The sequence below is a fragment of the Larkinella bovis genome, assembly GCF_042655385.1.
Lineage (GTDB): Bacteria > Bacteroidota > Bacteroidia > Cytophagales > Spirosomataceae > Larkinella > Larkinella bovis.
The window spans coordinates 239,961-262,107 of sequence record NZ_JBHSMA010000007.1 but is presented as its reverse complement, the minus strand read 5'-3'; the positions used below and the strand labels follow the sequence as shown (position 1 = coordinate 262,107).

At 54.3% G+C, this 22,147-nt stretch carries 20 protein-coding genes; 9 read left to right on the top strand and 11 right to left on the bottom strand.

Going from position 1 to position 22,147, the window contains the following annotated elements; all coding sequences use genetic code 11:
• Positions 1–134 precede the first annotated feature (134 nt).
• A complete protein-coding gene (locus ACFPMF_RS20540; protein WP_379848609.1) occupies positions 135–971 on the bottom strand; it encodes a TIM barrel protein in 837 nt (278 codons plus the stop codon).
• A 167-nt stretch (positions 972–1,138) separates the two neighbouring features.
• Positions 1,139–1,468, bottom strand: coding sequence for a DMT family protein (locus ACFPMF_RS20535; RefSeq protein ID WP_379848608.1), 330 nt, complete (start codon positions 1,466–1,468; stop codon positions 1,139–1,141).
• Between the two features lie 127 nt (positions 1,469–1,595).
• On the opposite strand from ACFPMF_RS20535, the gene ACFPMF_RS20530 reads away from it, so the two are divergent.
• The 4 genes from ACFPMF_RS20530 to ACFPMF_RS20515 all read left to right on the top strand — a co-directional run bounded on the left by ACFPMF_RS20530 (position 1,596) and on the right by ACFPMF_RS20515 (position 9,600).
• Positions 1,596–2,258 carry an endonuclease III domain-containing protein gene (locus tag ACFPMF_RS20530; protein WP_379848607.1) on the top strand — a complete coding sequence of 221 codons (663 nt, stop codon included), beginning with the start codon at positions 1,596–1,598 and terminating at the stop codon, positions 2,256–2,258.
• A gap of 211 nt (positions 2,259–2,469) precedes the next feature.
• Positions 2,470–5,520 (top strand): caspase family protein, encoded by a 3,051-nt coding sequence (locus ACFPMF_RS20525; RefSeq protein ID WP_379848606.1) that lies wholly within the window; start codon positions 2,470–2,472, stop codon positions 5,518–5,520.
• A gap of 126 nt (positions 5,521–5,646) precedes the next feature.
• Positions 5,647–7,623, top strand: coding sequence for a DUF5995 family protein (locus tag ACFPMF_RS20520; RefSeq protein ID WP_379848605.1), 1,977 nt, complete (start codon positions 5,647–5,649; stop codon positions 7,621–7,623).
• A gap of 15 nt (positions 7,624–7,638) precedes the next feature.
• Positions 7,639–9,600 carry an adenylate/guanylate cyclase domain-containing protein gene (locus tag ACFPMF_RS20515; RefSeq protein WP_379848604.1) on the top strand — a complete coding sequence of 654 codons (1,962 nt, stop codon included), beginning with the start codon at positions 7,639–7,641 and terminating at the stop codon, positions 9,598–9,600.
• 55 nt (positions 9,601–9,655) lie between these two features.
• On the opposite strand, the gene ACFPMF_RS20510 is transcribed toward ACFPMF_RS20515, so the two are convergent.
• From ACFPMF_RS20510 to ACFPMF_RS20495, 4 genes are all read right to left on the bottom strand, one after another.
• The gene (locus ACFPMF_RS20510) at positions 9,656–9,880 is read right to left on the bottom strand and encodes a hypothetical protein (protein WP_379848603.1); all 225 of its coding nucleotides are present in this window, start codon (positions 9,878–9,880) and stop codon (positions 9,656–9,658) included.
• Positions 9,881–10,360: 480 nt separating this feature from the next.
• Positions 10,361–11,224, bottom strand: coding sequence for a sugar phosphate isomerase/epimerase family protein (locus ACFPMF_RS20505; protein WP_379848615.1), 864 nt, complete (start codon positions 11,222–11,224; stop codon positions 10,361–10,363).
• Between the two features lie 25 nt (positions 11,225–11,249).
• Positions 11,250–13,745 (bottom strand): glutaminase family protein, encoded by a 2,496-nt coding sequence (locus ACFPMF_RS20500; protein WP_379848602.1) that lies wholly within the window; start codon positions 13,743–13,745, stop codon positions 11,250–11,252.
• A gap of 104 nt (positions 13,746–13,849) precedes the next feature.
• Complete coding sequence (locus ACFPMF_RS20495; RefSeq protein ID WP_379848601.1) at positions 13,850–14,296, bottom strand: pyridoxamine 5'-phosphate oxidase family protein; 447 nt, start codon at positions 14,294–14,296, stop codon at positions 13,850–13,852.
• A gap of 235 nt (positions 14,297–14,531) precedes the next feature.
• Here ACFPMF_RS20495 and ACFPMF_RS20490 point away from each other — a divergent pair, with 235 nt between their 5' ends.
• Together ACFPMF_RS20490 and ACFPMF_RS20485 are read left to right on the top strand one after the other, a co-directional pair.
• Positions 14,532–15,350 carry a universal stress protein gene (locus tag ACFPMF_RS20490; protein ID WP_379848600.1) on the top strand — a complete coding sequence of 273 codons (819 nt, stop codon included), beginning with the start codon at positions 14,532–14,534 and terminating at the stop codon, positions 15,348–15,350.
• 20 nt (positions 15,351–15,370) lie between these two features.
• Positions 15,371–16,258 carry a universal stress protein gene (locus ACFPMF_RS20485; RefSeq protein WP_379848599.1) on the top strand — a complete coding sequence of 296 codons (888 nt, stop codon included), beginning with the start codon at positions 15,371–15,373 and terminating at the stop codon, positions 16,256–16,258.
• A gap of 11 nt (positions 16,259–16,269) precedes the next feature.
• Here the strand turns inward: ACFPMF_RS20485 and ACFPMF_RS20480 are convergent, their stop codons facing one another.
• Together ACFPMF_RS20480 and ACFPMF_RS20475 are read right to left on the bottom strand one after the other, a co-directional pair.
• Positions 16,270–17,616, bottom strand: a complete 1,347-nt coding sequence (locus ACFPMF_RS20480; RefSeq protein ID WP_379848598.1) for a D-arabinono-1,4-lactone oxidase — start codon at positions 17,614–17,616, stop codon at positions 16,270–16,272.
• A gap of 91 nt (positions 17,617–17,707) precedes the next feature.
• A complete protein-coding gene (locus ACFPMF_RS20475; RefSeq protein ID WP_379848597.1) occupies positions 17,708–18,403 on the bottom strand; it encodes a porin family protein in 696 nt (231 codons plus the stop codon).
• Between the two features lie 262 nt (positions 18,404–18,665).
• Between ACFPMF_RS20475 and ACFPMF_RS20470 the strand changes: the two genes are divergently transcribed.
• Together ACFPMF_RS20470 and ACFPMF_RS20465 are read left to right on the top strand one after the other, a co-directional pair.
• Entirely contained in the window at positions 18,666–18,851 is a 186-nt protein-coding gene (locus ACFPMF_RS20470) for a hypothetical protein (RefSeq protein WP_379848596.1), read from the top strand.
• A gap of 114 nt (positions 18,852–18,965) precedes the next feature.
• Positions 18,966–19,235, top strand: a complete 270-nt coding sequence (locus tag ACFPMF_RS20465; protein ID WP_379848595.1) for a hypothetical protein — start codon at positions 18,966–18,968, stop codon at positions 19,233–19,235.
• Positions 19,236–19,343: 108 nt separating this feature from the next.
• Here ACFPMF_RS20465 and ACFPMF_RS20460 read toward each other — a convergent pair whose 3' ends face one another.
• Together ACFPMF_RS20460 and ACFPMF_RS20455 are read right to left on the bottom strand one after the other, a co-directional pair.
• Positions 19,344–19,664 carry a hypothetical protein gene (locus ACFPMF_RS20460; protein WP_379848594.1) on the bottom strand — a complete coding sequence of 107 codons (321 nt, stop codon included), beginning with the start codon at positions 19,662–19,664 and terminating at the stop codon, positions 19,344–19,346.
• Between the two features lie 118 nt (positions 19,665–19,782).
• A complete protein-coding gene (locus ACFPMF_RS20455) occupies positions 19,783–20,250 on the bottom strand; it encodes a GNAT family N-acetyltransferase (protein WP_379848593.1) in 468 nt (155 codons plus the stop codon).
• Between the two features lie 104 nt (positions 20,251–20,354).
• Here ACFPMF_RS20455 and ACFPMF_RS20450 point away from each other — a divergent pair, with 104 nt between their 5' ends.
• Positions 20,355–21,128, top strand: a complete 774-nt coding sequence (locus ACFPMF_RS20450) for a MerR family transcriptional regulator (RefSeq protein ID WP_379848592.1) — start codon at positions 20,355–20,357, stop codon at positions 21,126–21,128.
• Between the two features lie 70 nt (positions 21,129–21,198).
• Here ACFPMF_RS20450 and ACFPMF_RS20445 read toward each other — a convergent pair whose 3' ends face one another.
• Positions 21,199–22,023 carry an alpha/beta hydrolase gene (locus ACFPMF_RS20445; protein ID WP_379848591.1) on the bottom strand — a complete coding sequence of 275 codons (825 nt, stop codon included), beginning with the start codon at positions 22,021–22,023 and terminating at the stop codon, positions 21,199–21,201.
• Between the last annotated feature and the right edge of the window lie 124 nt (positions 22,024–22,147).

Sequence of the window (22,147 nt, the reverse complement as noted above, 5' to 3'; positions counted from 1 at the left end):
GTAAAGGCCTTTAATAGCCGCTTGTTTGAAGGCTTCAAAGTCGAACTCGTTCTCGTTGGTCATAATGGTGAAAGTTAGAGGTTTTATTCCCTTTATTCACCTGTGACACAGTTTAGCGAGCAGTCTCGACCGATTTAAAAATTCAATTTCGCCAGATAATCAAAATCGTATTTGGCGCTTTCCAGGGCGGTGTTTGTGTATTCTTCCTGCTCGACAAAGAAGTGTTTCACCCCCGACTTATTCATGTTTTTCAGCATCTTCAGGATGTCGATCGAACCTTTGCCGAACTCGGTGCTCTCTTTCTTGACTTTGTCCATGTCTTTCAGGTGCCAGAGCGGGAACCGGCCCGGGTATTTGGCGAAGTACTTCAGCGGGTCGTTACCGGTCAGAACCGCCCAGCCGAGATCGAGTTCCATCTTGACCAGCTTCGGATCGGTGTTCTGCAGCAGGATGTCGTACAGCACTTTGCCGTCCTTTTTCTCGAATTCATAGTCGTGGTTGTGGTAGGCAAACACCAGGTTCATATCCTTGCAGTCTTCGGCGGACTGGGAAAAAATATCGGCGCACTTCTCGTAATTGGAAACCGTCTGGCCCGACGACGGCAGCGACGAGCACACCAAATAACTCTGTCCGGCTTCGGCGGCCATATCCACCGACCGCTGCCAGTCTTTGTCGATGTGCACGTGGCCGCTCCGCACGGTCATGCCCAGGTCGTTCGCAATCTTTTTGATCTCCTGCGGTTTCAAACCGTAGTAGTTTCCTTTTTCGCTGCGGGCCGATTCCAGTTCCTTGTAGCCAAACTTGGCCAGTTGTTGCAGCGTTCCGACGGCATCGGCCAGCATTTCTTTCCGGACGGTGTAAAGTTGAATGCCCACGTTTTTCACTTTCGCGGCCCCGGAAAAATGCGGGAGCAGCAACGCACTGGCGGCCAGGCCGCCCGACGCTTTCAGGAAATTTCGTCTTGATGTCATAAATGCAGTCGAATACGGTTTACGTTTACAAAAGAACGGTTTTTATGCAGATGGTCAGAAAAAAGCGAAAAGATACGGGAAGAACGTCTTGTGGGTTAGGAGTTGGGTCGTTTGTCTCTTGTCTTTCTTCTTGGGTCTGTGTATGGAATCTGCCGACGAAATCGGACTTACCACTTTTTGAAGACAAAAAAAACTGCCAGGACAATCAGCGCAAAACCGACAATGTAATTCCAGCGGATTTCTTCCTTGAGGTAAAAAACTGCAAAAGCGACGAAAACCAGCAGACTCACCACTTCCTGGATCGTTTTGAGTTCGAAGGCGCTGAACTGGTAGGAGCCGATGCGGTTGGCGGGTACGGCGAAACAATATTCGATGAAAGCAATCAGCCAGCTAATCAGGATCACTTTCCACAACGATTCTTCTTTGTAGCGCAGGTGCCAGTACCAGGCGGTTGTCATGAACAGGTTGGAGCAAATTAATAAAAAGACGGTTTTCATGCGTGGTTCAAAAGCGTTTTGGGCGGTTTGCGGCCTTCGTCAGGCTAGTAACGTAAATTCGGTATAAATCTCGTGAAGAGTTACGGGAAATTGTAAACCAAGGCGGTTTTTTGCGGTTATTGAAGGCGTGAAACCTGCATTTGATCTGACCCTTGTCCTGCGCCGAATTGAGGAAGCGATCCGGCCCTTTCCGAAAGCCGCCATGTTCGACCTGTTCGAGCGGGGATACAACACGGTTTTTGAACAACTCATCGCCTGCATCATTTCCATCCGGACCCTCGACGAAACCACCATCCCGGTTTCGCTGCGACTTTTTGAGGTGGCCCGAACCCCCGAACAACTGCTGCAACTCGATCCGGTTTCCCTGGCGAAATTGCTTCATGGAACGCAGTATCCCGAACAGAAAGCCTACACGATGCTGGGCATTGCCAAACGGGCAATGGAAGAGTTCGACGGCCAGATTCCGGCGGATTTCGGGACGCTGACCTCGTTCAAAGGCGTTGGCCCCAAATGCGCGAACCTCGCCCTGGGCGTCGCTACCGGCCAGGCTGCCATCAGCGTCGATATTCACGTACACCGCGTGACCAACCGCTGGGGTCTGGTGCAGACCCGGCAACCCGAAGAAACCCTGAAGGTGCTGGAAACGCGGGTGCCGGTTTCGCACTGGATCGACATCAACCGGCTGCTGATGCCGTTTGGGAAACACATCTGCACCGGACGCTTACCACACTGTTCCACCTGCCCGGTTCTGGCGTATTGCGAACAGGTCGGGGTGACGGAGTTTCGGTAACACAGAACTTTCCCGGGGCGACCCCGCAGCCCGTTGGTACTTCCGTAAAATGCTTGCACAAAAAATACAAAAGCTTTTCGGTTTGGGCAACTTGGCGGTGCTGCTCAGAAAATGATTTTCGATAAAACCGTACTGTCATTCTATTTCCGTATATTTCTAATCGTCAACGGTTTACTGCCGTATTCTCTAAACCCTACCGCCAGACGTCAACATGGAATCTCCAAATACCGTACCCGCCGACAAGCCAAAACTCTATTCACTGGTGGTGGGCATCAATGCCTATCAGCAAGTTCGATCGCTGAGTGGAGCCGCGCAGGACGCCCAGACGTTTGCCCGCTATCTGACCGAACTGTCAGGCTTTGAACATCATCCGCTCCATCTTATCGATCACGAAGCGACGAAAACGGCCCTTATTAACGGATTTCGGACACACCTGAGCCAGGCCGGGCCGGGCGATACGGCTCTGTTCTATTTTGCAGGACACGGGGCGCAGGAGACGGCGGACCAATCGCTCTGGCCGACCGAAACCGACGGCAAGCTGGAAAGCATCGTCTGCTTCGATGGTGATGCGGCCAATCCCTGGGCGTATTTGTTGACCGACAAGGAATTGCGGTTTCTGATCGCGGAACTCAGTCAAACGGGTGCGCACATCGTGACGATTTTCGACTGCTGCCACTCGGGCGACAATACCCGGTTTTTCGACCTGCTCGCCGGGACGCCCGAAGGCCAGCGGATGCAGGAACGGCGGCTGGCTCAATCGGCCCCCATGCGGCCCTATGAAGGCTTTCTGTTTCACGAGCGGTTTTCGGAAGCGGAGTTGCGGGAAAAGGGTCTGGATCAAGTGATGCCGCTCGGCAAACACGTACAACTGGCCGCCTGCGAGTCGGACGAAGCCGCCGTGGAAGATCGCGAAAACCGGGAGGGCGCGTTTACCAAAAATCTGATCGCGGTGCTGAAAGCGGCCAACAGCGCGCTTTCGTACCAGACGCTGCACAACCGGGTTCGGCAATACATGCGGTTTGCCTATGAGCAGCGTCCCCGCATTTCGGCCGCGGGCGACCCGTCCGGCCAGTTGCTGCAAACCGGTTTTCTGAATCGGGCGATTGACAGCCAGGCGGATGCTGCGGAGATGACGTATAACCCGGCCAAAAAACAATGGATACTCGATGTCGGCGCGATTCACGGCCTGGGACGAACCACTAAAACCATTCAGGTGCTGGACGAAACCGGCCAACCGGCTTTCCCGGGGAGTCCGTTGAAAATTGGTGCAGACTATACTCTGCTAAAAATCAGTTCGGAACAGGGAGCGGGTCTGGATAAAGGCAAAGCCTACCGGGTGAAAGTTGAGGGCTTGCTGAGCGAACCGGTCAAACTGCACCTGATCAACCACAACGGCGATGTGGCCGAAGCAGCCCAACTACTGGCGACCCTGACGGAAAAGGCCGGGGCTTTTTTTGTGCCCGAAGAAAGGGAGGAATCGGCCGATTATACGCTCCACCTGTGCAACGGCCTGTGGTTTTTTACGCGCCCGGGCGACGAAAACCGCCCGCTGGTCCGCACCGTTCCGGCGGAAAAACCGGACTGGGCCTATCAGGAATTGACGAACCAGTTGCGGCATCTGGCGGCCTGGAAGTATTGGAAAGACCTTCAAAATCCGGAGGCCCCGAACCCCATTCTGACCGTTTCGGTAACGCCGGAAGACAGCGAAACGGTGACGCTGAACGGTTCCAACCCGCCGGCTGTCACCATTCCGCTGCGGGAGGGAAAGTCGGCGACCGGAAAAACCGTCTGGGCCAACAAGGTCAGAATCCAATTGACCAATCCGACGTCGCAGACGCTGTACTGCACGGTTTTGTACCTGTCCCGGGATTTTTTGTCCACGAAGAATTTTCTGCCAATTAACGAACAGTTACAGGCCGGGAATTACCGACTCGAACCGGGCCAGTCGGAATGGCTGGGATTGCCCAGCCGGAAATCGCTGACCGGTCGGCTGGATGTGGTGCGGCTGGGACTGGAAGAAACCGTTCGGCAGTACAACTGGCCGGACGTAACGGAATATTTCAAGATCATTGTTTCGGTCAATCCCCTTTCCGAACCGACGCTGGCCATGCTGGAACTCGACGCGCTGCCGTCGCCCCACACGCTGGACGAAAAACCGGCATCGGACGAAACCCGGGCGTCGGCTTTCGAGACGGAGGAAGACGAAGCGGAGTTTCCGGACTGGAGTACGCAAACCGTTACGCTGCACATGCCGAATCCGGTTTACAACCGGGTGGATCTGGGCGAACTGAACCGGATGCTCGAGCCGGTTTTGAACGATGGTCTGGAAGTGGCCAGTCCGATGGCCGATTTTGCGCTGGGACTCTATTTCAAACCTAACCCGGGCGATTCGGCGCTGGTGCTCCGCGACGACCTGACCCTGACGGGCGAGGAGCAGCGCGGGCTGTGGGGCGACCTGAAATCGTTTGTGAACGACCAGATTGCTTCCCAGATTCGGAACCGGCAGTACCGGCAAAATCTGATCAAATACCCGGATCGGGTCAGGATGGTGGCCGGGGGCGATTCCTGGTTTCAGTACCCGTTGTTGAGTGATATCGTCGATTACCTGGCCCGGGTTTATTTGGTGAGCAGTACGCCAGCCGTCGGTTCGCTCAAAAAATACGTGGAGAAATCGAACTTTCTGGAAACCATTGCAAAGGTGAGTCCCCGGTATTTTCTGCTGAGTGGGGGCGGACCGGACTTCTTTGGGGAGGCCTTTGCGACGTATATCCGGGAACAACCGGAGCCGAACCAACCCGCTCCGCAGCGGTATCTGGCCGGTGCGTTCACCACGGCGCTGGATGAACTGGAACAAAATTTCCAGCGGCTTTTCCGGCTCATCCGGCTTCAGAACCCCAACCTCCGGGTGCTGGTGCACGGCTACGATTACGTGCTTCCGTCGGTGACCGAAACCCAGTCGGGCAAACCGGGGCCGCTGACCGAGAGTCTGCTAAAAAAAGGCATTTCGGATGAATCGGAGCAGAAAGCTCTGGTTCGCTGGATGATCGACCGGTTTAACGAGCGGCTTCAGCGCGCAGCCGCCGACTACGATCAAGTCATTTACATGGATTTGCGGGGCACCATTCGCCCGTCTACCCTTACGCTGAAGTACTGGTACGACGAATTCCACCCGAACGACAAAGGATTCCTGAGTCTGGCAACCCGTTACTCCCAACGGATCGGACAACTGGAACGCGAGCGATCGGCGAAAACCGCCGGTTGATGCCAGGGTTGTTCCTTTAAAGCTTTGAAAATGCGTGTGGTAGCATGCCGGAATCTGCCGGATAAATTGGAAATGAGCGACTAAAATAGTTATTTGAGATAACCTTAACCTTTCTCGTCCTTTTCGATGCTGAACCCTTCTGCCGCTACCTGGACCGACGAATTTCTGTGGAGCAAGCGACGGATCGGTGATCCGCTGGCCGACCAGACCATTGCCGCAATTTTACAGGACAACCAGAAGGGCGAGGTGGACCAGGTTTTCCAGATGCTGGTTCAGAACCGCAACTTTCCCAACCCGGCTTTTGATGTTTTGCCCGACCGGCTGAAACGGATTGTTGAGGATTATTTTGCCCAAACCCGCCAGTTGCCCGACTGGGCCGATCCGTTCAGGATCATGGTGGCCACGGAGGTGTTCAAACAACACGGTCCGAAAATCCTGTTACTGCTGCTCTGTAAATCGCTGCCCTTGTGTTACACCTGCTGGCGGGGGGCCAAAGTGCTTTACCGCACGGGGCGGCTGCGGGTGCATAATGGTTCGCTCGATTCGTTCACGCGTAGGGTGATGGAAACCGCCCAGTTTGTGGTCAATATTCTGACCCTGAATAGTTTCGAACACGATGGCAACGCCATTATCTCCATTCAGAAAGTCCGGCTGATTCATGCCGTGATCCGGTACCACGCCCAGCAGCATCGATGGGATGTCGAAACCTACGGCGTGCCGATCAATCAGCAGGACCTGGTCGGCACGCTGCTGTCGTTTGGGGTGGTGATCATCGACGGACTGAAGCAGATGGGTATTGAATTGTCGCCCGAAGAACGCGACGCCTACCTGCATTTGTGGCGCGTCGTCGGTCACCTGATCGGCGTCGATGATGACCTCAATTCGGAGGACGAGGCCGATGGCCGGTTTTTGATGAACGCCATTCTGGACCAGCAGGCCGGGCGCTCGCCCGATGGGGGCCGCGAAGGAATGGAACTGACGGCGGCCTGCATCGACCTGATGAACTCCCGCCTGTCGTTCGGGCCGTTGCAGCGGTTGTCGCCCCTGTTCGTCCGGTTTTTTATCGGTGACAAGTACGCGGACCTGCTCGAAGTGGCCAAAGCCGACGACGAAGACGATTCGCCGGTGATCGACGCCATTCAGTGGCTCGACAAGCGGTTGCAGGGCATTGGCGACCGGAATTTGCTGATGGGCGCGATGGGTCGGGCGTTCAGCAACCAGATGATCGACCTCGTGATGGTGTACCATAACGGGGCCAAAAGTGAACAGTTTTACCTGCCGTCGGCCCTGACCGATACCTGGGGGACTGAACAACCGGATTTCCGGATTCCGCCCGCGCAGAAAATTGAGGACGTTATTTTTTACCTCGACAAAATCGCCCGCCATCTGCGGTCGCAGAACAATCCGATGGGTTTGTTTGCGGCCATCTACAAGCTGGTGACGCAGCGGGTGGCCGAGGGGTTGCGGTTGGGTTTGTTTGAAAATCCGGTGGAAATGGAGCAGGTCGATGTCGGTTTTGGAAACCGCTATTTCGAAGCCATCAACCGGTTTTTTGACGGCGAAAAAGCCACCCAGCCCTGGCAGGTGTCGTTCGATGCGGCCCGGACCGTCATCACCACGGATCAGTATATTTTTTCGGCCGCCAATGCGCACATTTCCTTCGACTTGCCGATTGTGGTAGCCGAAGTTTACCAGGGGAAAAACATCGAATTGTTCAAGAATGATTTCGCGAAAATGAACGAGTTATTCGACGATATGTACGACCAGATGAACGATAACGTGGGCCGGGTTTTTCGTCCGTTCGGAACGCTGGTGACCTATTTCTCGGATAAAATCAAGGCGGTTGAGCGGGGCTACATGAAGAAAGGCCGCGATCTGGCGTGGGAAAAAAGCCGGGGCCTGCACCGCGCCAAAACCGAGTCCGAACGCCAGCGCCTGCTGACCGAACTGGAAGCGGAGTCGGCGGCCATGGGTCGGAAAATCGCTCATCCGCCCATTTTTATCCGGTTACCGCTGGTCTACATTGCCCGAAAGGAGTTCGGGACCACCGCCCATAAAGTGGACGTCATGTTACGAACGGCGCTGTTACCCACCGTTGCCTGAACGAAAACCAATGCTATGAACCGACGTATACGGCTTGTAATGCTGTTGCTGCTGATGGGCTGCCAGGTTGTTGCCAACCCGGTACGGATCACGGATTTGGACCGCACGTACGATGTTTTCGGAGCCAGCCAGATGCTGGGTGTCAAAGCCGGAACGGTTTCCATCGATGATTTGCTCCGGAATCCGGCCACCTATCAGTTTGTCAATACCGAAAAACAACGGATCAAGCCGTACAATCAGCAACTGGGATACTGGTTTCGGTTTGAGCTGGTGAACCAGCAGGACCGGGAAGTCTTTCTGCAGTTTATCTACGCCGGAACCGAGCGAATTGTGGTGTACGAAACCGCCGGAAACCGGGTGCTGGCGCTACACAGGCTGGGCAGTCTGCAACCCGAGCCCGACCAGCCGTTTCGCAAGAGTGTGCAGTTTTGCCCGATCGCGGCCAAAAACGGGCAGACCAGCACTTTTTATGTGTACATGGAAGGCATCTATACCTCGGCCCTGCCGATTTTTGCCCTGTCGGTTGATAAGCTCCTGGAACGCCAGCACCGGTCGGATTTATTTTACGGAACCTACTACGGATTTATCCTGATTATCATCGTTTACAGCCTGGTGATGTTTATTCGGCTAGGCGAGTGGGGAAACCTTCGCTACGCCGTCTGGGTGTTGTTCATCGGCTTGCAAATGGCGCTGTTTCGGGGCCACACCAGCGAGTTTTTCTGGCCCGCCAACCCGGGCATCGAAGCGTATGCCACGGCCCTGGCCGCCATAACCGGTTTTCTCCACGTACTGTTTACCCTGTCGTTCCTGCGGCTTCGGATACAGGCACCGACGTTTTACAAGATCGGAATAGGGATAATGATTCTGTACGCGATCGGTTTTGTCGTTAACGTTGCCAACGTTAGCCTGAATCACCAATTGGGCGAACAGATCGATTTTGTTCCCCTGCTGGCCCTGTTCGAAGGTCTGGTCAGCATCGCAGCCGGGGTGGTCACATTGCGCAAAGGCTTTCGGCCCGCCTTGTTTTACATAGCCGGAAACCTGTTCTTTTACGTCGGCATTCTCGTTTTTCTGCTGTATACCTTCGGGCGTCTGCCGTACAGTTTCTGGACGTTTGAAAGTATTCACCTCGGCGTCGGGGTCGAAATCCTGTTCTTCGCGGTCGCGCTTACGTATAAAGTGAACCTGATCGATAAGCAGCGGAAGGACGCCGAGCAGGAGAAAATCCGGTTGTTGCAGGAAAACGAACGGCTGGTGACCGAGCAGAATACGATGCTGGAACAGAAGGTGCAGCAACGGACGGAAGAGTTGCAGGAAGCCAAACAGCGTTCCGAGGAGTTGCTGCTCAACATTCTGCCGTCGGAGGTGGTGGAAGAACTGAAACAAACGGGTCAGTCAAAACCGCGCCGGTTTGAGCGGGTGACGGTTTTATTTACCGACATCAAGAATTTCACCCAAATGGGCGAACAGCTTTCGCCGGAAGACCTGGTCAACGAAATCGATTATTATTATCGCTCCTTCGATGCCATTCTGAGCCGGTTCCGGATTGAGAAAATCAAAACCATCGGGGATGCCTATCTCTGCGCCGGAGGACTACCGGTGGCCTATCCGGACAATCCGGTCGAAGTGGTAAAGGCGGCTATCGAAATGCGTGACTTTATGTTGCACAACCAGCAGGATCGGGTTGCCCGGGGATTTCGGCATTTTGAGTTCCGGATTGGCATTCATACGGGGCCGGTGGTGGCTGGCATTGTGGGCGTCCGGAAGTTTGCGTACGACATCTGGGGCGATACGGTCAACACGGCGGCCCGGATGGAGCAACATGGCGAGGTGGGCAAAATCAATATTTCAGACACCACGTACCAGTTGGTGAAAGAGCATTTTCAATGTAATTATCGGGGGAAAATTGCCGTCAAAAATAAAGGTGACGTTGATATGTATTTTGCCGAAGAACGGGTGGAGAAAGCCGTATTCTAGGAGTGGTTAGACGGTAAAACCGCGGTTACAAAATTCAAGCCAAATTTTGGCGGAATCAGTTAAAAAGGGAATTTATCAGACTAATGATCACCTGATACCACATTACCGCAAACCCCATCGCAACGGCAAATATCAAAAGCCAGAGGATAGTTTTGGAGAAATTCAGTTTATACTGGCCCCGTTTGCGGATTTTTGACATTTTATGAGTGCCCATTAAAGACTCATCTCGCTCGGTGCCAACGCGGTTGAAAACTTCAACAGAAACAGTTTTGGTCGTCATAATTTATTTGTCACTAAATAGATTTGACCGCATAGTAAGGGGATACTTAATCTGTCCAAACTTTGTGCCACTTTATCTATTAGCGTTACGATTTTCCTATTACCGTATACTTGGCACTGTTGCATTATCTAACGAAAATCAAATTCACGGAAGGGTGAAGGAACCAGGCCACCGCTCGGTCCATTCTCCCATCGTCGGTACGGGTTTTTATAAAGGCCTGTCTTTCTGGGGTTTTAGCCCTTACAGAAGAGCCGATATCCTGCTATAAACCAAAATTCAACCGGGTTGTTTTTACGTTTTTCTCTGGATCAAAAGTAACCGCTTTTTGAGTTGGCACGTAACCAGAAGATAAGTCGAAGGTACCGATGGCTAAATTGTGAACCAGGCGGGCCGGGTGGCCTGGTTTTCTACTAAAAATGCCCGGAGAAAAACCGCCGGAACGGCTTTCCCCGGGCATTTTAAAAGGCGGAAATCCGGTTTTTACTCCGTCAGATTTTTCAGGTAAGCGATGCTTTTCGGAACCTGATAACTCCAGATGTTGCTCTCGTCTTCGATGAAATAATGTTTGATGCCGACTTTCCTGGCGGTTTTTAACACCATCGGCATATCGATCTGCCCTGTTCCCAGAATGACGTCGTTCTCCTGCGGGGTATTGCCGGTCAGGTCCCCTTTTACACCTTTTTTGAGGTCTTTCAGGTGCATCAGCTTCCAGCGGCTGCCGTATTTGTTGAGCAGTTTGACCGGATCAGCACCGCCGTGGGTGGCCCACAGAATATCCATTTCGAAGGAAACATACTCCGGATTCGTGTTTTTTACCATGTAGTCGAACAGGGTACCGTCTTCGTAGGGCTGAAACTCAAAACCGTGGTTGTGGTAGCAGAATGTAAGGCCGTTTTCCTTCAGAATTTTGCCCACCCGGTTAAAATCTTCGACCGCTTTTTTGGCGTTTTCCAGCGTAAAATTCCCTTTCTGATGCGGAATCCAGGCGCACATTACAAACGTAGAACCCAGTTCTTTTGCGTTTCGGACCACTTCCATCGGATCTTTCACGAGCTGTTCGTAGCCCGCGCCGGTGCCCGGAATGCTGATGCCGCGGTCCTTCAGCATTTTCTTGAATTCGGCGGTCGTTACGCCTTTGGGCGTTCCGCCTTCCATTTCGGTAATGCCCAGCGACTGAATGGTGTCGAGGGTAGCTTCCACGCCTTTCGGGAAACTATGGCGGTACGTATACGATTGAATACCAATCGGAAAGGTGTAAATTTTCTTGCCTTTCTGGGCAAAACCGCTGCCAGCTTCGAGCAACAGGGCCGCCGTCAGAAAGAGGCCCAATCGGGTTTTTGTCATCATGGGTTTAGCTGGGAAAAGTGAATTAATGAAGTTTATCGTCCAGTAATTTAATGAAATAACCGCCAACAACCGAGCGGGCCTGAAAACCGACCTGTTTGCCATTGGTGGTTTCGTGCCAGTCGCTGAGCGGCACCCGGCTCGGCGTCTGGTCGGCGTACTTGAAAACCGGTTGCACCAGTTGCTGAAAATCCTGCGGCTGGTCGGCAATGGTGGCCGTCCAGATAATCCAGTCGGATTTGGTGTAGGTTTTCCGGCTGTCGAGCGGCAGGCCAAACGGTTGTTGTTTGGTGAGGTAATACCGGATCTCTTTCTGCGCGACTTCTTTCGGGAAAATGTTTAAATCCAGGAGCTTGTCCCAGACCAGGTTGTATTTCTGGCTCCAGCTTCCCTGCGGTTTGTCAAACGTCAGCGCGTAGTGATCGCCATCTTCGGCCATCTGAACCCACTTTTGCGCCAGTTCACGGGCCAGTTTCAAATGCTGTTCGCCCACTTCGGTATGCCCCAGTTGCTTCGCCAGGTGACCGTAGGAAGCAATGCCCATGATGGCCTTGACGCTCAGGTTGGCGTTGCGGGCGAGGTGCCCCGCGAAGTCGTCGGTGCAAAGCTGGTTGGCCGGGTCAAAACCGTCTTTTTTGAGGTATTCCACCCAGGTCGTCAGCGTCTGCCAGTGTTGCCGGGCATACTCGGCGTTCTTCTCGACGACGGCAAGGGCGGCTGTCAGGATGATCATGTTCCCACTCTCTTCCACGGGCATGTCTTCGCCGTAGGTTTGTCCGTTGGCCAGCGGATAGGTGCCCACATCATGGGCCGCAAACGGTTTGGTCCACTTCCCGCTTTTCGAATACTGGAAAATCGGCTCCATCATGCCTTTCAGCAGGGTCGGATTATAGACCAGAAAAAGCGGGGCCGACGGGTACGTGATGTCTACGGTACCGATGGAGCCGTTGCTGAAATTTTCTTTCGAGAAAAACAGCACTTCTCCCTTCGGTCCGGCGACGGTTTTATGGGCCGCAATCGATTGGCGGTAAGCCAGCTGGCAAAGATCGGCGTATGCTTTTCCACCCGATTTCTCGGCGTCGGTATAGAGTTGCTGGTCAAACTGCCGGCATTGGGTCAGCAGTTGCGGGTAGTCTTTTTCGGCGGCCGCCAGCATCCTTTCAGCGGTCATGGATTCGTCGCGACGCCACCAGCCGCGCAGGTTTTTGCCGAAATACTGGACCGAATAAATGTCGTCGTAGCCCAGGATAACGTGGGCGGTTTTTGGGGTTTGCGTGACCGTTCCGAGCGACTGCGAAACCGCCAGGGAACGGTTGTCGGCGGGGGCCGGCCGGCTGCTTCCGCTGGCGACCTTGCCCTGACTGATAAAGCTGCGGAACAGCGCGGCCGGTTCACCAATGCCCGTTTGGGTGGTCGGGGCCGATGGCGCGGCCAGCAAGGCGTACCCCCAGTCGATCCGAACGTCATCGCCCTTGCGGCCCAGCACGTTCTGTTGCGTGGTGCCGATGGACAAAACCGTCAGACCCTCCACCGTCGAACGTTTCCCGGCGACTTCCTGCAGCGGCTGGTGAACACTCAGCAGGCCCGAAGCCGCCGTGAAGACCTGCACCGTATGCGGTTTGCCATCGGTCGATCGGGCCGAATAGGTAATATACGAAGCCGGACGCGCAGTTACCTCCAGATTGTTAAGCAGGAAAGGGGTGGTAAACGTCACGGTCAGGGCGACCGGTCCGGCGGCAAACTGGTACTCCGTTTGGGTCGCCTGAACGTTTACACTTTGCTGGTTGGCGATCTCAACCGGACCGCCGAGTTTGACCGTCTGCTCATCCACCAGACCGGCATCGACGTAAGCGCCCCCTCTCGGATTGATGCAATGGACGGCCAGGAGGTTGATGCCTTTTTTCAGCGCAGCTTTGGCGGCCGGATCGAGCGGAAATACTTTGTAATCACTGACGTGACGGTGACCGCTATCGAAGGCTTTTACGCCGTTGATATACACCACCACATCGTCGTCGTGGCTCAGGTACAGGACGAGGTTCTCGAAATTCAGATCCGAAACCGTTACCGTCCGGCGGTACCAGACTTCTTTGGTTTTCCAGATCGTGGCTGGTTTGATCGGGTTGCTGGATGCACCGTCGCCGATCGGCGCTTTACCGGCTTTCCAGTCGCCGGAGGGGTTGAAATCCGGTTTCTCCCAACCATCTGACGGTTTCTGAAACGTATAGGTCAAATCGTAGGCGGTCGTTTGCGCCGTTGGAACCACGGTTTTCAGGGTGGTCAGGGGGGCACCCATAAACCGGTAGGTGCGGTTATCGACGCGAACCAGCCCGTCGATCGGGAAGTTTTTACCGGTCCAGTGGCGGGTGGGCGAGTCGGTCAGCCGGTCGTTGAACGACCAGATGCTGGTGTACGGATCGAGGGTAATCAGGGGATAGGCGGGCGGACGCTGGGCGAGCGCCGACGAACCCGCCAGCACCCAAAATAGAAAGAGAAAAGAGGAGTTGAATCGGTGCTTCCGCATCATAAAACGAGATTAATTGCGTACAATTCCATCGGGAAATTGGTCAAAAAATAGCCAGACGGTGCGAATGTAGCAAAAATCATTGGATGGTGCCGGGCTCTCCGCTATTTTGGTGCCGTATAGCACCGCCCGGTTTTGTGCTGAATCCGAATCCGAAAAACGACCGGGTAAACCGCTTTATGCTCAACGGGTTCAATTTCGCCGGGGTATCCCATTTTTTCGTCGGCAAAAACCGGGATTTTTCGGTTTCTCAGCAGATAAAGGGCATAATCGCGTTCATCCCCCTGCAATTCTTCGAAAATCCCTTCAATCACCACGCTGCGCCAGGTGCCGGGGCTGAGCATTTCGTCGATTTCAAACGCGACCTGCGGGTTTTTTCGGACCAGTTCGGTTTTGGTACCTTCGCGGGTCAGGCCCAGAATGAAACAGCCGTCGAAGTAATACATCAACGGTTCGACGAGAATTCGGCCTTCGGCAGCACAACCAATCCGGCCAAAATACTGGTTGACCAGCATCGCATCGATGACTTCGGGAGTAAGTTCGCTCAGCATAACAGGAGAAGCGGCTGGGTGTGAAAACCGCATCGTTAAAAGTACCAAGAACCTGAGGTCGGAAACATGCCGTTTGTCAGGCGAAAGACTGACTTTTATCCCGGAGGAACTTGAGGAGCATCAGGGCCTGAAATGGGCACTTCCGATACCTTTGCTGCCAGGAAAACCATTCGGATTCCGACCCGAAAACGCCTTCGATTTACGCACCTATCCGAGTTTAACCCTTGTTCCGCTCATGAAAGCCATCGTTTTAGCTACTGATTTTTCCGAAAACGCCCGTTCTGCATCCGAATTTGCGGGACAACTGGCGGCTCAACATAACGCCAGGCTGATACTCCTACACGTCTACCAGCACCCTCTGCAACTGGAACTGCTCCGGACGGTTTTTACGCCCATGGAAGAAAAAGTGAAACGAAGTGCCCGGCGAAAACTGTACCGGTTGCGGGACAAACTGCAACAGGTTGCGGGTGGACAGCTTTCCATTACGGTTCTGGCACGCGAAGGGGCTACGCTCGAAACGATCGAACGGGTAGTGAACGAAGAGAAGGCGGATTTGCTGGTGATGGGGACTGCCGGAGCGCGGTCTGCGGGTGTTCGCTATTTCGGTAGTCAGGCTACAGACATGATTCCACGGACCACGGTTTCCCTGCTGCTGGTTCCGCCGGGTGCGAAATTTGTGCCATTCAAAAACATTGTGCTGGCGGTCAACCTGGAAAAACCGGTCAGTGCGCATGCGCTGGACGGCGTGATGCGGTTTGCCAAGCGGTTTGAAGGGTGTCTGAATCTGATTTGTGTCAGCCAGAAACCGGGCGATCCGCTGGTGCAGCAGGCTGCCGAAGAACTCCGGCAGTTGCTCAAACACCAGCCGCATACGGTCAGCCTGGTTCCGGGCGAGGATCTGACGACCACCATCCTGCACTTTGTCGCCGAAAACCGGGCCGATCTGGTTATGATGTTACCCAAGTCGCGGAACCGCATCCTGCGGTCGCTGCTGGAAACCCGTACCCAACGTCTGGCGCGCCAGTCCGATGTGCCGGTTTTAGCCGTTGTTTAACCACCTATCCTCTAAGCTCTATGAAAAAGATTTTGTTGCTGACCGATTTTTCGGAAGCGTCCGAGAAGGCCATCCATTTTGCCCAAAAACTGTTTGACGATACGGCGGTTGAATTTGACCTGCTGCACGCATACCCCATCGAACCCGAAACGATGTACGAAGTCGGTATTCGGATGAAAGAAGCCGAACGGCTGGCATTCCGGAGTTTGCAGACCCAATTGTCGGAACTTACGGCGCATTTTCACCCGCCGTTTCATGCCTATCATCTCCTGACGGTTCCGGGAAACCCCGTTGATGCGGTGGAAGCTGCGCTTGAACAGAAGGCTTACGATTTCGTGGTGGTGGGAGCCAGCGGGGCCGGTTTTTTGCCCGTTCTGGGTAGTGTGGCCACCGGTCTGATCCGGCATGCCAAAACGAACGTGCTGGTGGTTCCGAAAAATGCCGCGATTCAGCCCCTGCGGGACGTGGTGCTGGCCACGGACTATGCGACCTTGCTCGACCCGACCTGCCTGGAACCGCTGAAGGAGCTGACGACGCGCAAAACCGCCCGGTTGACGGCGTTGGCAGTCGTCGATCAGCCCGCTAAAACAGCAACGGCGGAAGCTCTGGAACGCTACCAGCAGCAAATCGAGCCGGTTTTTGACACTATTTTTACCGAGCCGTATTTTCTCCGGGATGAGGATGTTGACCGGGGAATCGATACGTATCTCGATACACATACGGTGGATTTGCTGGTGACCGTTCCCTACCGGAAATCCCTGCTGGATGCCGTCTGGAACCGCAGCCTGACGCGTCGGCTGGCGTATAATCCCCGGGTTCCCTTACTGGCGCTGTATGATCCCGAACCGGCGGAACGCTCCGCACCGGAAGCGCTTCACCCAAAAGCAGAAACCGAAAAACCGGCCTGATCCGACCGCCGTTATTTTCCAAAAATATTCGTGTTCAGAAACGCGTTGCGGAATTTGCCTTTCGGGTCGTAGTCGGTCAGCAGTTTGCGGAATTCGGGTAGTTTTTCGTAGCGGGTCTGAAGCTGGGCGGGCGTGATGCTGAATAACTTGCCCCAGTGGGGACGCACGCCGAACGGCGCCAGTTCTTTCTCGATCATCGGCAGGAGGTTTCGGACGGCAGGCCATTCCGGTTTCCAGGTGAAGTGAATGGCGACGGACGGCTGCTTATAACACGGACTCATCCACAGATCGTCCGCGTCGATGGTGCGGATTTCCGAAATAAACAGGTGCGGGCTGATGCGATCACGCATTCGCTCAACCGCCAGAATGGCTTCGACGGCGTTTCGGGCCGGCACAAAATATTCGGATTGCAGCTCTTTCCCGCTACTGGGTGTGAAGCCCATCCGGAAGTGGGGCAGCCGTTCGTACCAGGGACCGGGGACGCCCATCTGTTCGGTGCAGTTCACGGCCGAAAGCTCGGCGATGGGGTGGAGGTTTCGGGTTGCCAGTCTGGCTCCGTAAAATTCCGGTTTGGCAGCCGCCGGTTTTCCGGCACCCATGCGCTCTTTCAGCCAGACTTCGTTGACGCGTTTCTTCTGCCAGTCAGTAAACAGGCTCACACTATAGGCGCTCTTCTCGATGGCGTCAAAATGATTTTTAAGCTGGTCCAGCGGCAGGTTTTCGTACACAAACTGGCGCATTTTGAACGTCGGCTGAATGTCGAGCGTGACTTTGGTGACGACGCCCAAACCGCCCAGGTGTACCACCGCAGCCCGGAATGCTTCGCCATCTTTCGCGCGGGATAACGTCCGGACTTCGCCATTCGCCAGCACGATTTCCAGGGCGGCTACGGCGGTCGATAAGTTGCCGTTTTTGACGCCGGAACCGTGGGTGGCCGTGGCACAGGCCCCCGCAACGGAGATATGGGGCAGCGAAGCCAGGTTGTGCAACGCAAATCCTTTGCGATCTAAATAAGTTGCCAGATCGCCGTATTTCAGATTGGCATCGACCGTCACGGTTTTCGCCTTTGGGTCCAGCGCCAGCACCTGGTGCATCTCCAGCAGCGAGATCATCTGGTGCGTGCTGTCGGCAATTCCGTTGAAGCAGTGACGTGTCCCCAACACCTTGAGTTTGTCGTACTTTTTGACCAGTTCCTGAACCTGCTGAAACGTCCGGGCCGGGTAGAGTTTATCCGTGCTGTACTGATAATTACCCGCCCAGTTTCGGGGTTTGTCATCGGCGATCCAACCGGTTAAGGGAGGCAAAACGGGCGCTGCCAGGAGCGTCGAAGACAGTTTCAGGAAGGTTCGCTTTTTCATGACGGGATTACGGCGTTGGTATCGTTTGACCGGTTATTCCTAAAAAGGCGACAGGCGGTTTTTCATACTGAGTATGACTTGCGAAATCCAGTTAAAAACCGAATCCAACGGTCAGTTGCCAGAGGTTTGAACGCGTCGATGACGTTTTGTTCAGGTCGTTTGCTTCCGAAATCGTGGGTTTGCCCAGGCCCCCTTCGTATCGAAGGTCAAGTTGCATTCCGGCTAGTGATAACCCAATCCCGGCCTGATAGCCAAACTGAGCCTGTTTGGTAGTCTCCCGGAAGGCCTGCGTCGTGTAGTGTTGGAGCGACTCTTTCAGGTTGCCGCTGAGAACCGGCAGCGAAGCCATCGGCCCTGCATTGAGCCGCAGCGGTCCCAGCCGGACGCCCAGCAAAACCGGCACGTCGATGGTCCCGACCTTGACGTTTACCGACTGCGTGGCCAACCCCTGGCGAATGATATCGAACTTGCCACCTTTCACCGAAAACAGCACTTCCGGTTGCAGGTAAATCTTGCTGCCAAACCGGGCATACAAACCGCCCGTGATGCCGAGGGTGTGGGTGTCGTTTTGCTGAAAAAAGTCGTAAACAACCTGCCCGCCCGACATCACCGGCAATCCGTTACCATCCAGGCGGGGTGTCTGGTAGGACAGGTCGTTGAGCTTGGAGAAATTGGCCCCGGCTTTCAGGCCGAACGAAAAGCGTTTGCCGGACGATTGAGCCCGGCTCACGGCCGGAACCAGCAGGAAACAGAGCCATACAAGGAGAAGAGAATACGGTTTTTTCATGGTATTTGTTGTTGCATCAGCGCGTTATCTCCCAAAATAGCGGCCGAAAACCGGGCGGAGAAAGCCAATACGGGATGAGTTGCGAAGCGGGCTGCGCCAACTGTTACAAAAACCACCTGGATTGATTGGGCCGGAAATTCGTTTCGGGGGTTTCATGACGGGGCTGGTCCCGGTCCGTTTCGACGATGGTTTGTTTTGAAAACCGATTTTACCGGACTAACTTTCAGCCCATCGAAAACCGCATTGACCTTATCAAGATCGTATGAAAATAGCGTTTGAAACCACCCCGAAAGAAGTCGAAATTGTGCAGCTTACGCTTAGTAAGCTGGTCAACGAGCTAAAAGGAAACCCCGAAGCGCTGGCGAAATGGGGGTTAACGCAGGTCGATCTGGGGCGGATCGAGCGGTTTCGGGATACAATACGCGCAGCGCCGTTGACAGAAGAATAAGGTGGATGGAAAGACCGGAAGGTAAGCCGGTTCTGGTGTCTGGTTTTCCGGGTGCCTGACTCTGGAAATCAAACCGTTGGGGTGACTTTCGACGCAGGGCAACGTCTTAGGAGTATGAAAATACTCCTGCTTTCCGGGCTGCTATTGGCCGGACTTCGTAATGCTGGCGACGCGCTCCGTACGCCTTCTCTTTCCTTTGTTTCGGATACGGTTTTCGTTGAGACTGGTCACCGGGATCTTTACCTGCATCCGTCCGCCGACCGTCCGTCGGCGGTTCGTCAACCCGCACGGCCGTTGAAACAAACGAAGCGGTTTGCCAAAGGCTTGCTTTTCTCGATGATGGTGCTGGTGGTCATCGGATGGCTCCGTCAGCGCGAACGATAAGGACCCGTTACCGGACAGGTTTGTTTTTTCGTCAGGTACGCCAAAAGAAGGGAGGGCGGGGAAAGACGAGGAGTGTTCTTCCCGCCAGCGTATTTTGGGAAAACACCCTTAGGCGGCTTCCTCAAATAACGTCACATTCGTGACGGCCCACTCCCCCGCAACCATCGGCATGCCGCGCAAAACGCCCCGGTTATTCGTACAAATCAGGTAAAGGTCACCGGACTGAAAAATGGCGACAATCGTTTCGCCGGAGGTTTCGGACGGTTTTCCCACGGTTTCGGTCAGGCTAAACCCGTTGTCATCGAAGGTAATCGAATAAATCCGCTGATCGGTGGTTTCGTACCGATGTTTCAGCATCGATTTTCGCAGAATGCCGTACACTTTCTCGGCTTCATCCGCATTTTTAGTCGAAGGAACGAAGAATTTCATTTTAAAACAGTTTTCAGTTTTCGGTATACGGTTTTCAGTTTTGGGTGGGGTAAGGTCGGCGAAACAGCGTGCGTCAGCGACTGAAAACCGTAAACGGAAAACGGCGTACCATACAGGCTTACTTCTTCCACATCAATGTGCTGCGCTCCTGATCGACGAAGCCGAGGGATTCGTACAGACGCTTGGCGCGGACGTTGTATTTTTCGGTTTGCAGCAGAACGACCGACACGCCAATCTGATCGGTCAGTTGCTGAATGCCCCGCAACACCCGGCCCCCCCGGCCCACGCCCCGGTGGGCTTCTTCGATAAAGAGTTCGTCGACCAGGGCGGTTTTTCCGCCAAACTCCAGGGCAAAACCGTAGGTCAATACCACGTAGCCCACCGGTTGCCGGTCGTGGTCGATCAGCCAGAGTGATCCCAGCGACGGAGTATCCAGCATCTGCCAGATCAGGTCCCAGCGTTGTGCGCGGTCGAACGGGTAATTGAAATGCTGGCAAAACGTCTCCATCATGCGCAACAGGGTGTTGGCATCGGCGGCATTCTGGGCCGGGCGGAGCTGATCGGTAGTGGGCTGATTGGTTTCCAAGGCCGTTAAAATAGAAAAACTTTAAAGAAACTTCATTTTTTTCTTGACTCTCCCCTTACGTCATAGCCTACATTTACGGCATCAATTCCAGTAAGAAGGTGATAATGAGAACGTATTCGGTAAAAAAACTGGCAAGTCTAGCGGGGGTCAGTGTGCGCACCCTTCACCACTACGACCGGCTGGGTCTGTTGAAACCATCCGTCCGCACGGAAGCCCGGTACCGGCTTTACGGCGAAAAAGAGCTCATCCGACTGCAGCAGATTCTCTTTTACAAGGAGCTGGATTTTTCGTTACTGGAGATCCGGCAGGTACTTGAAGACCCCGAATTCGATCTGGTAACCGCACTTCAGAGCCACAAAACCGCGTTGTGCGAACGTCGGGACCGGCTTACGACCTTGCTGGGCACGATTGATAAAACCCTTTCAAAACTAAAAGGAGAACAAATCATGTTAACCGACGAAGAATTATACGCAGGTTTCCCGAAAGAACAAGCGGAAGCCTACCGGCAGGAAGCCGTTGCCCAATACGGAGAAAAAGTAGTGAAAGAATCGGAAAACAAACTCCGCCACCTGAGTAAAGCCGAATTTGAGCAGTTAAAATCCGAAGGTGAAGCGATTTACCGGACTTTGGGCGAGTTGATGCATAAAGACCCCGCCGATCCGGCAGTGCAGCAGCAGATTGCCCGGCATTTTGCGCACATTCGTAAAATGTGGGGCCCGTCGGTCGGCAACGGCAATCCGCTGGCGGCTTATCGGGGGCTGGCCCAATTGTATGTCGATGATCCGCGCTACACCAGCCAGAACGGCGAACCGAATCCGGCCTACGCTCACTTTCTGAACCAGGCCATGGTGTACTTTGTGGATTCGCAGGGGAAATAGGGTTTAAGGTTTGAGGTTTAACGAGTTGTGCATTGCCTGCGTCAGCCCGTTAAACCTTAAACCTCAAACCTTAAACGTTTTTATCAAAATACTGCTGCATGAATAGCAACTGGTAGTTGAGGGCGCTGGTCCAGTAGGGCCAGTTGTGGGCACCGGGGCGGGTAATGTAGTCGTGGGCAATGTTTCGCTCCAGCATTTTCTCGTGCAGGTGGTTGTTCACCCGGAAGAAAAAATCCTCCGTTCCGCAGTCGATGATCAGCGCCAGCGAACCCGGTGTCAGCAGATGGAGCATGTTAATGACGGTATTCTGCTCCCAGCGGTCGGGGTATTGGGCGTAGGGGCCGAGCTTTTTGGCCATGTCCCAGTTGTTGGGAAACGGCCGGATGTCGACGCCCCCGCTCATGCTTCCGGCGGCCCCGAACACGTCCTGGTGTTTAAACGCCAGGTACAACGCCCCGTGACCACCCATGCTCAGGCCGGTTATCGCCCGGCCTTTGCGGTTTTTGATGGTTTTGTAACGCCCGTCCACCCAGTTCACCAGTTCGGTAGCCACGTAGGTTTCGTATTTGGACGACGGATCGGCCGGGCTGTCAAAATACCAGCTGGAGAAATTGCCATCCGGGCACACGATGATGGTTTGGTAGGTATCGGCGGCCTGGTGAACCGAAGGCGCTTTTTTGACCCAGTCGGCGTAGTTGCCGCTGTAGCCGTGCAACAGATACACCACCGGAAATTCCCGGCCGCTTACATAGGAGTCGGGCGTCAGCACCACCGCTTTGATGGTTTTCTTCATGGCGGCACTGTACGTTTCGACGGTATCGACTTTCGACGCCAGCGCGGCCTGACAGGTTAGGAAAAGAAGGGCAAGAATGCGTACAAGACGGTTTTTGAACATACGGTTTTCGGTTTTTTAGTCGAGGGAAGGAGGGAAGCGAATGCTTCGGACGCGTGCCTCTTCACTCAGTCCGCCAAAAATAAAACTTTTTGTATCTTCACCGGCGCATTCCTCTTCAGAACAA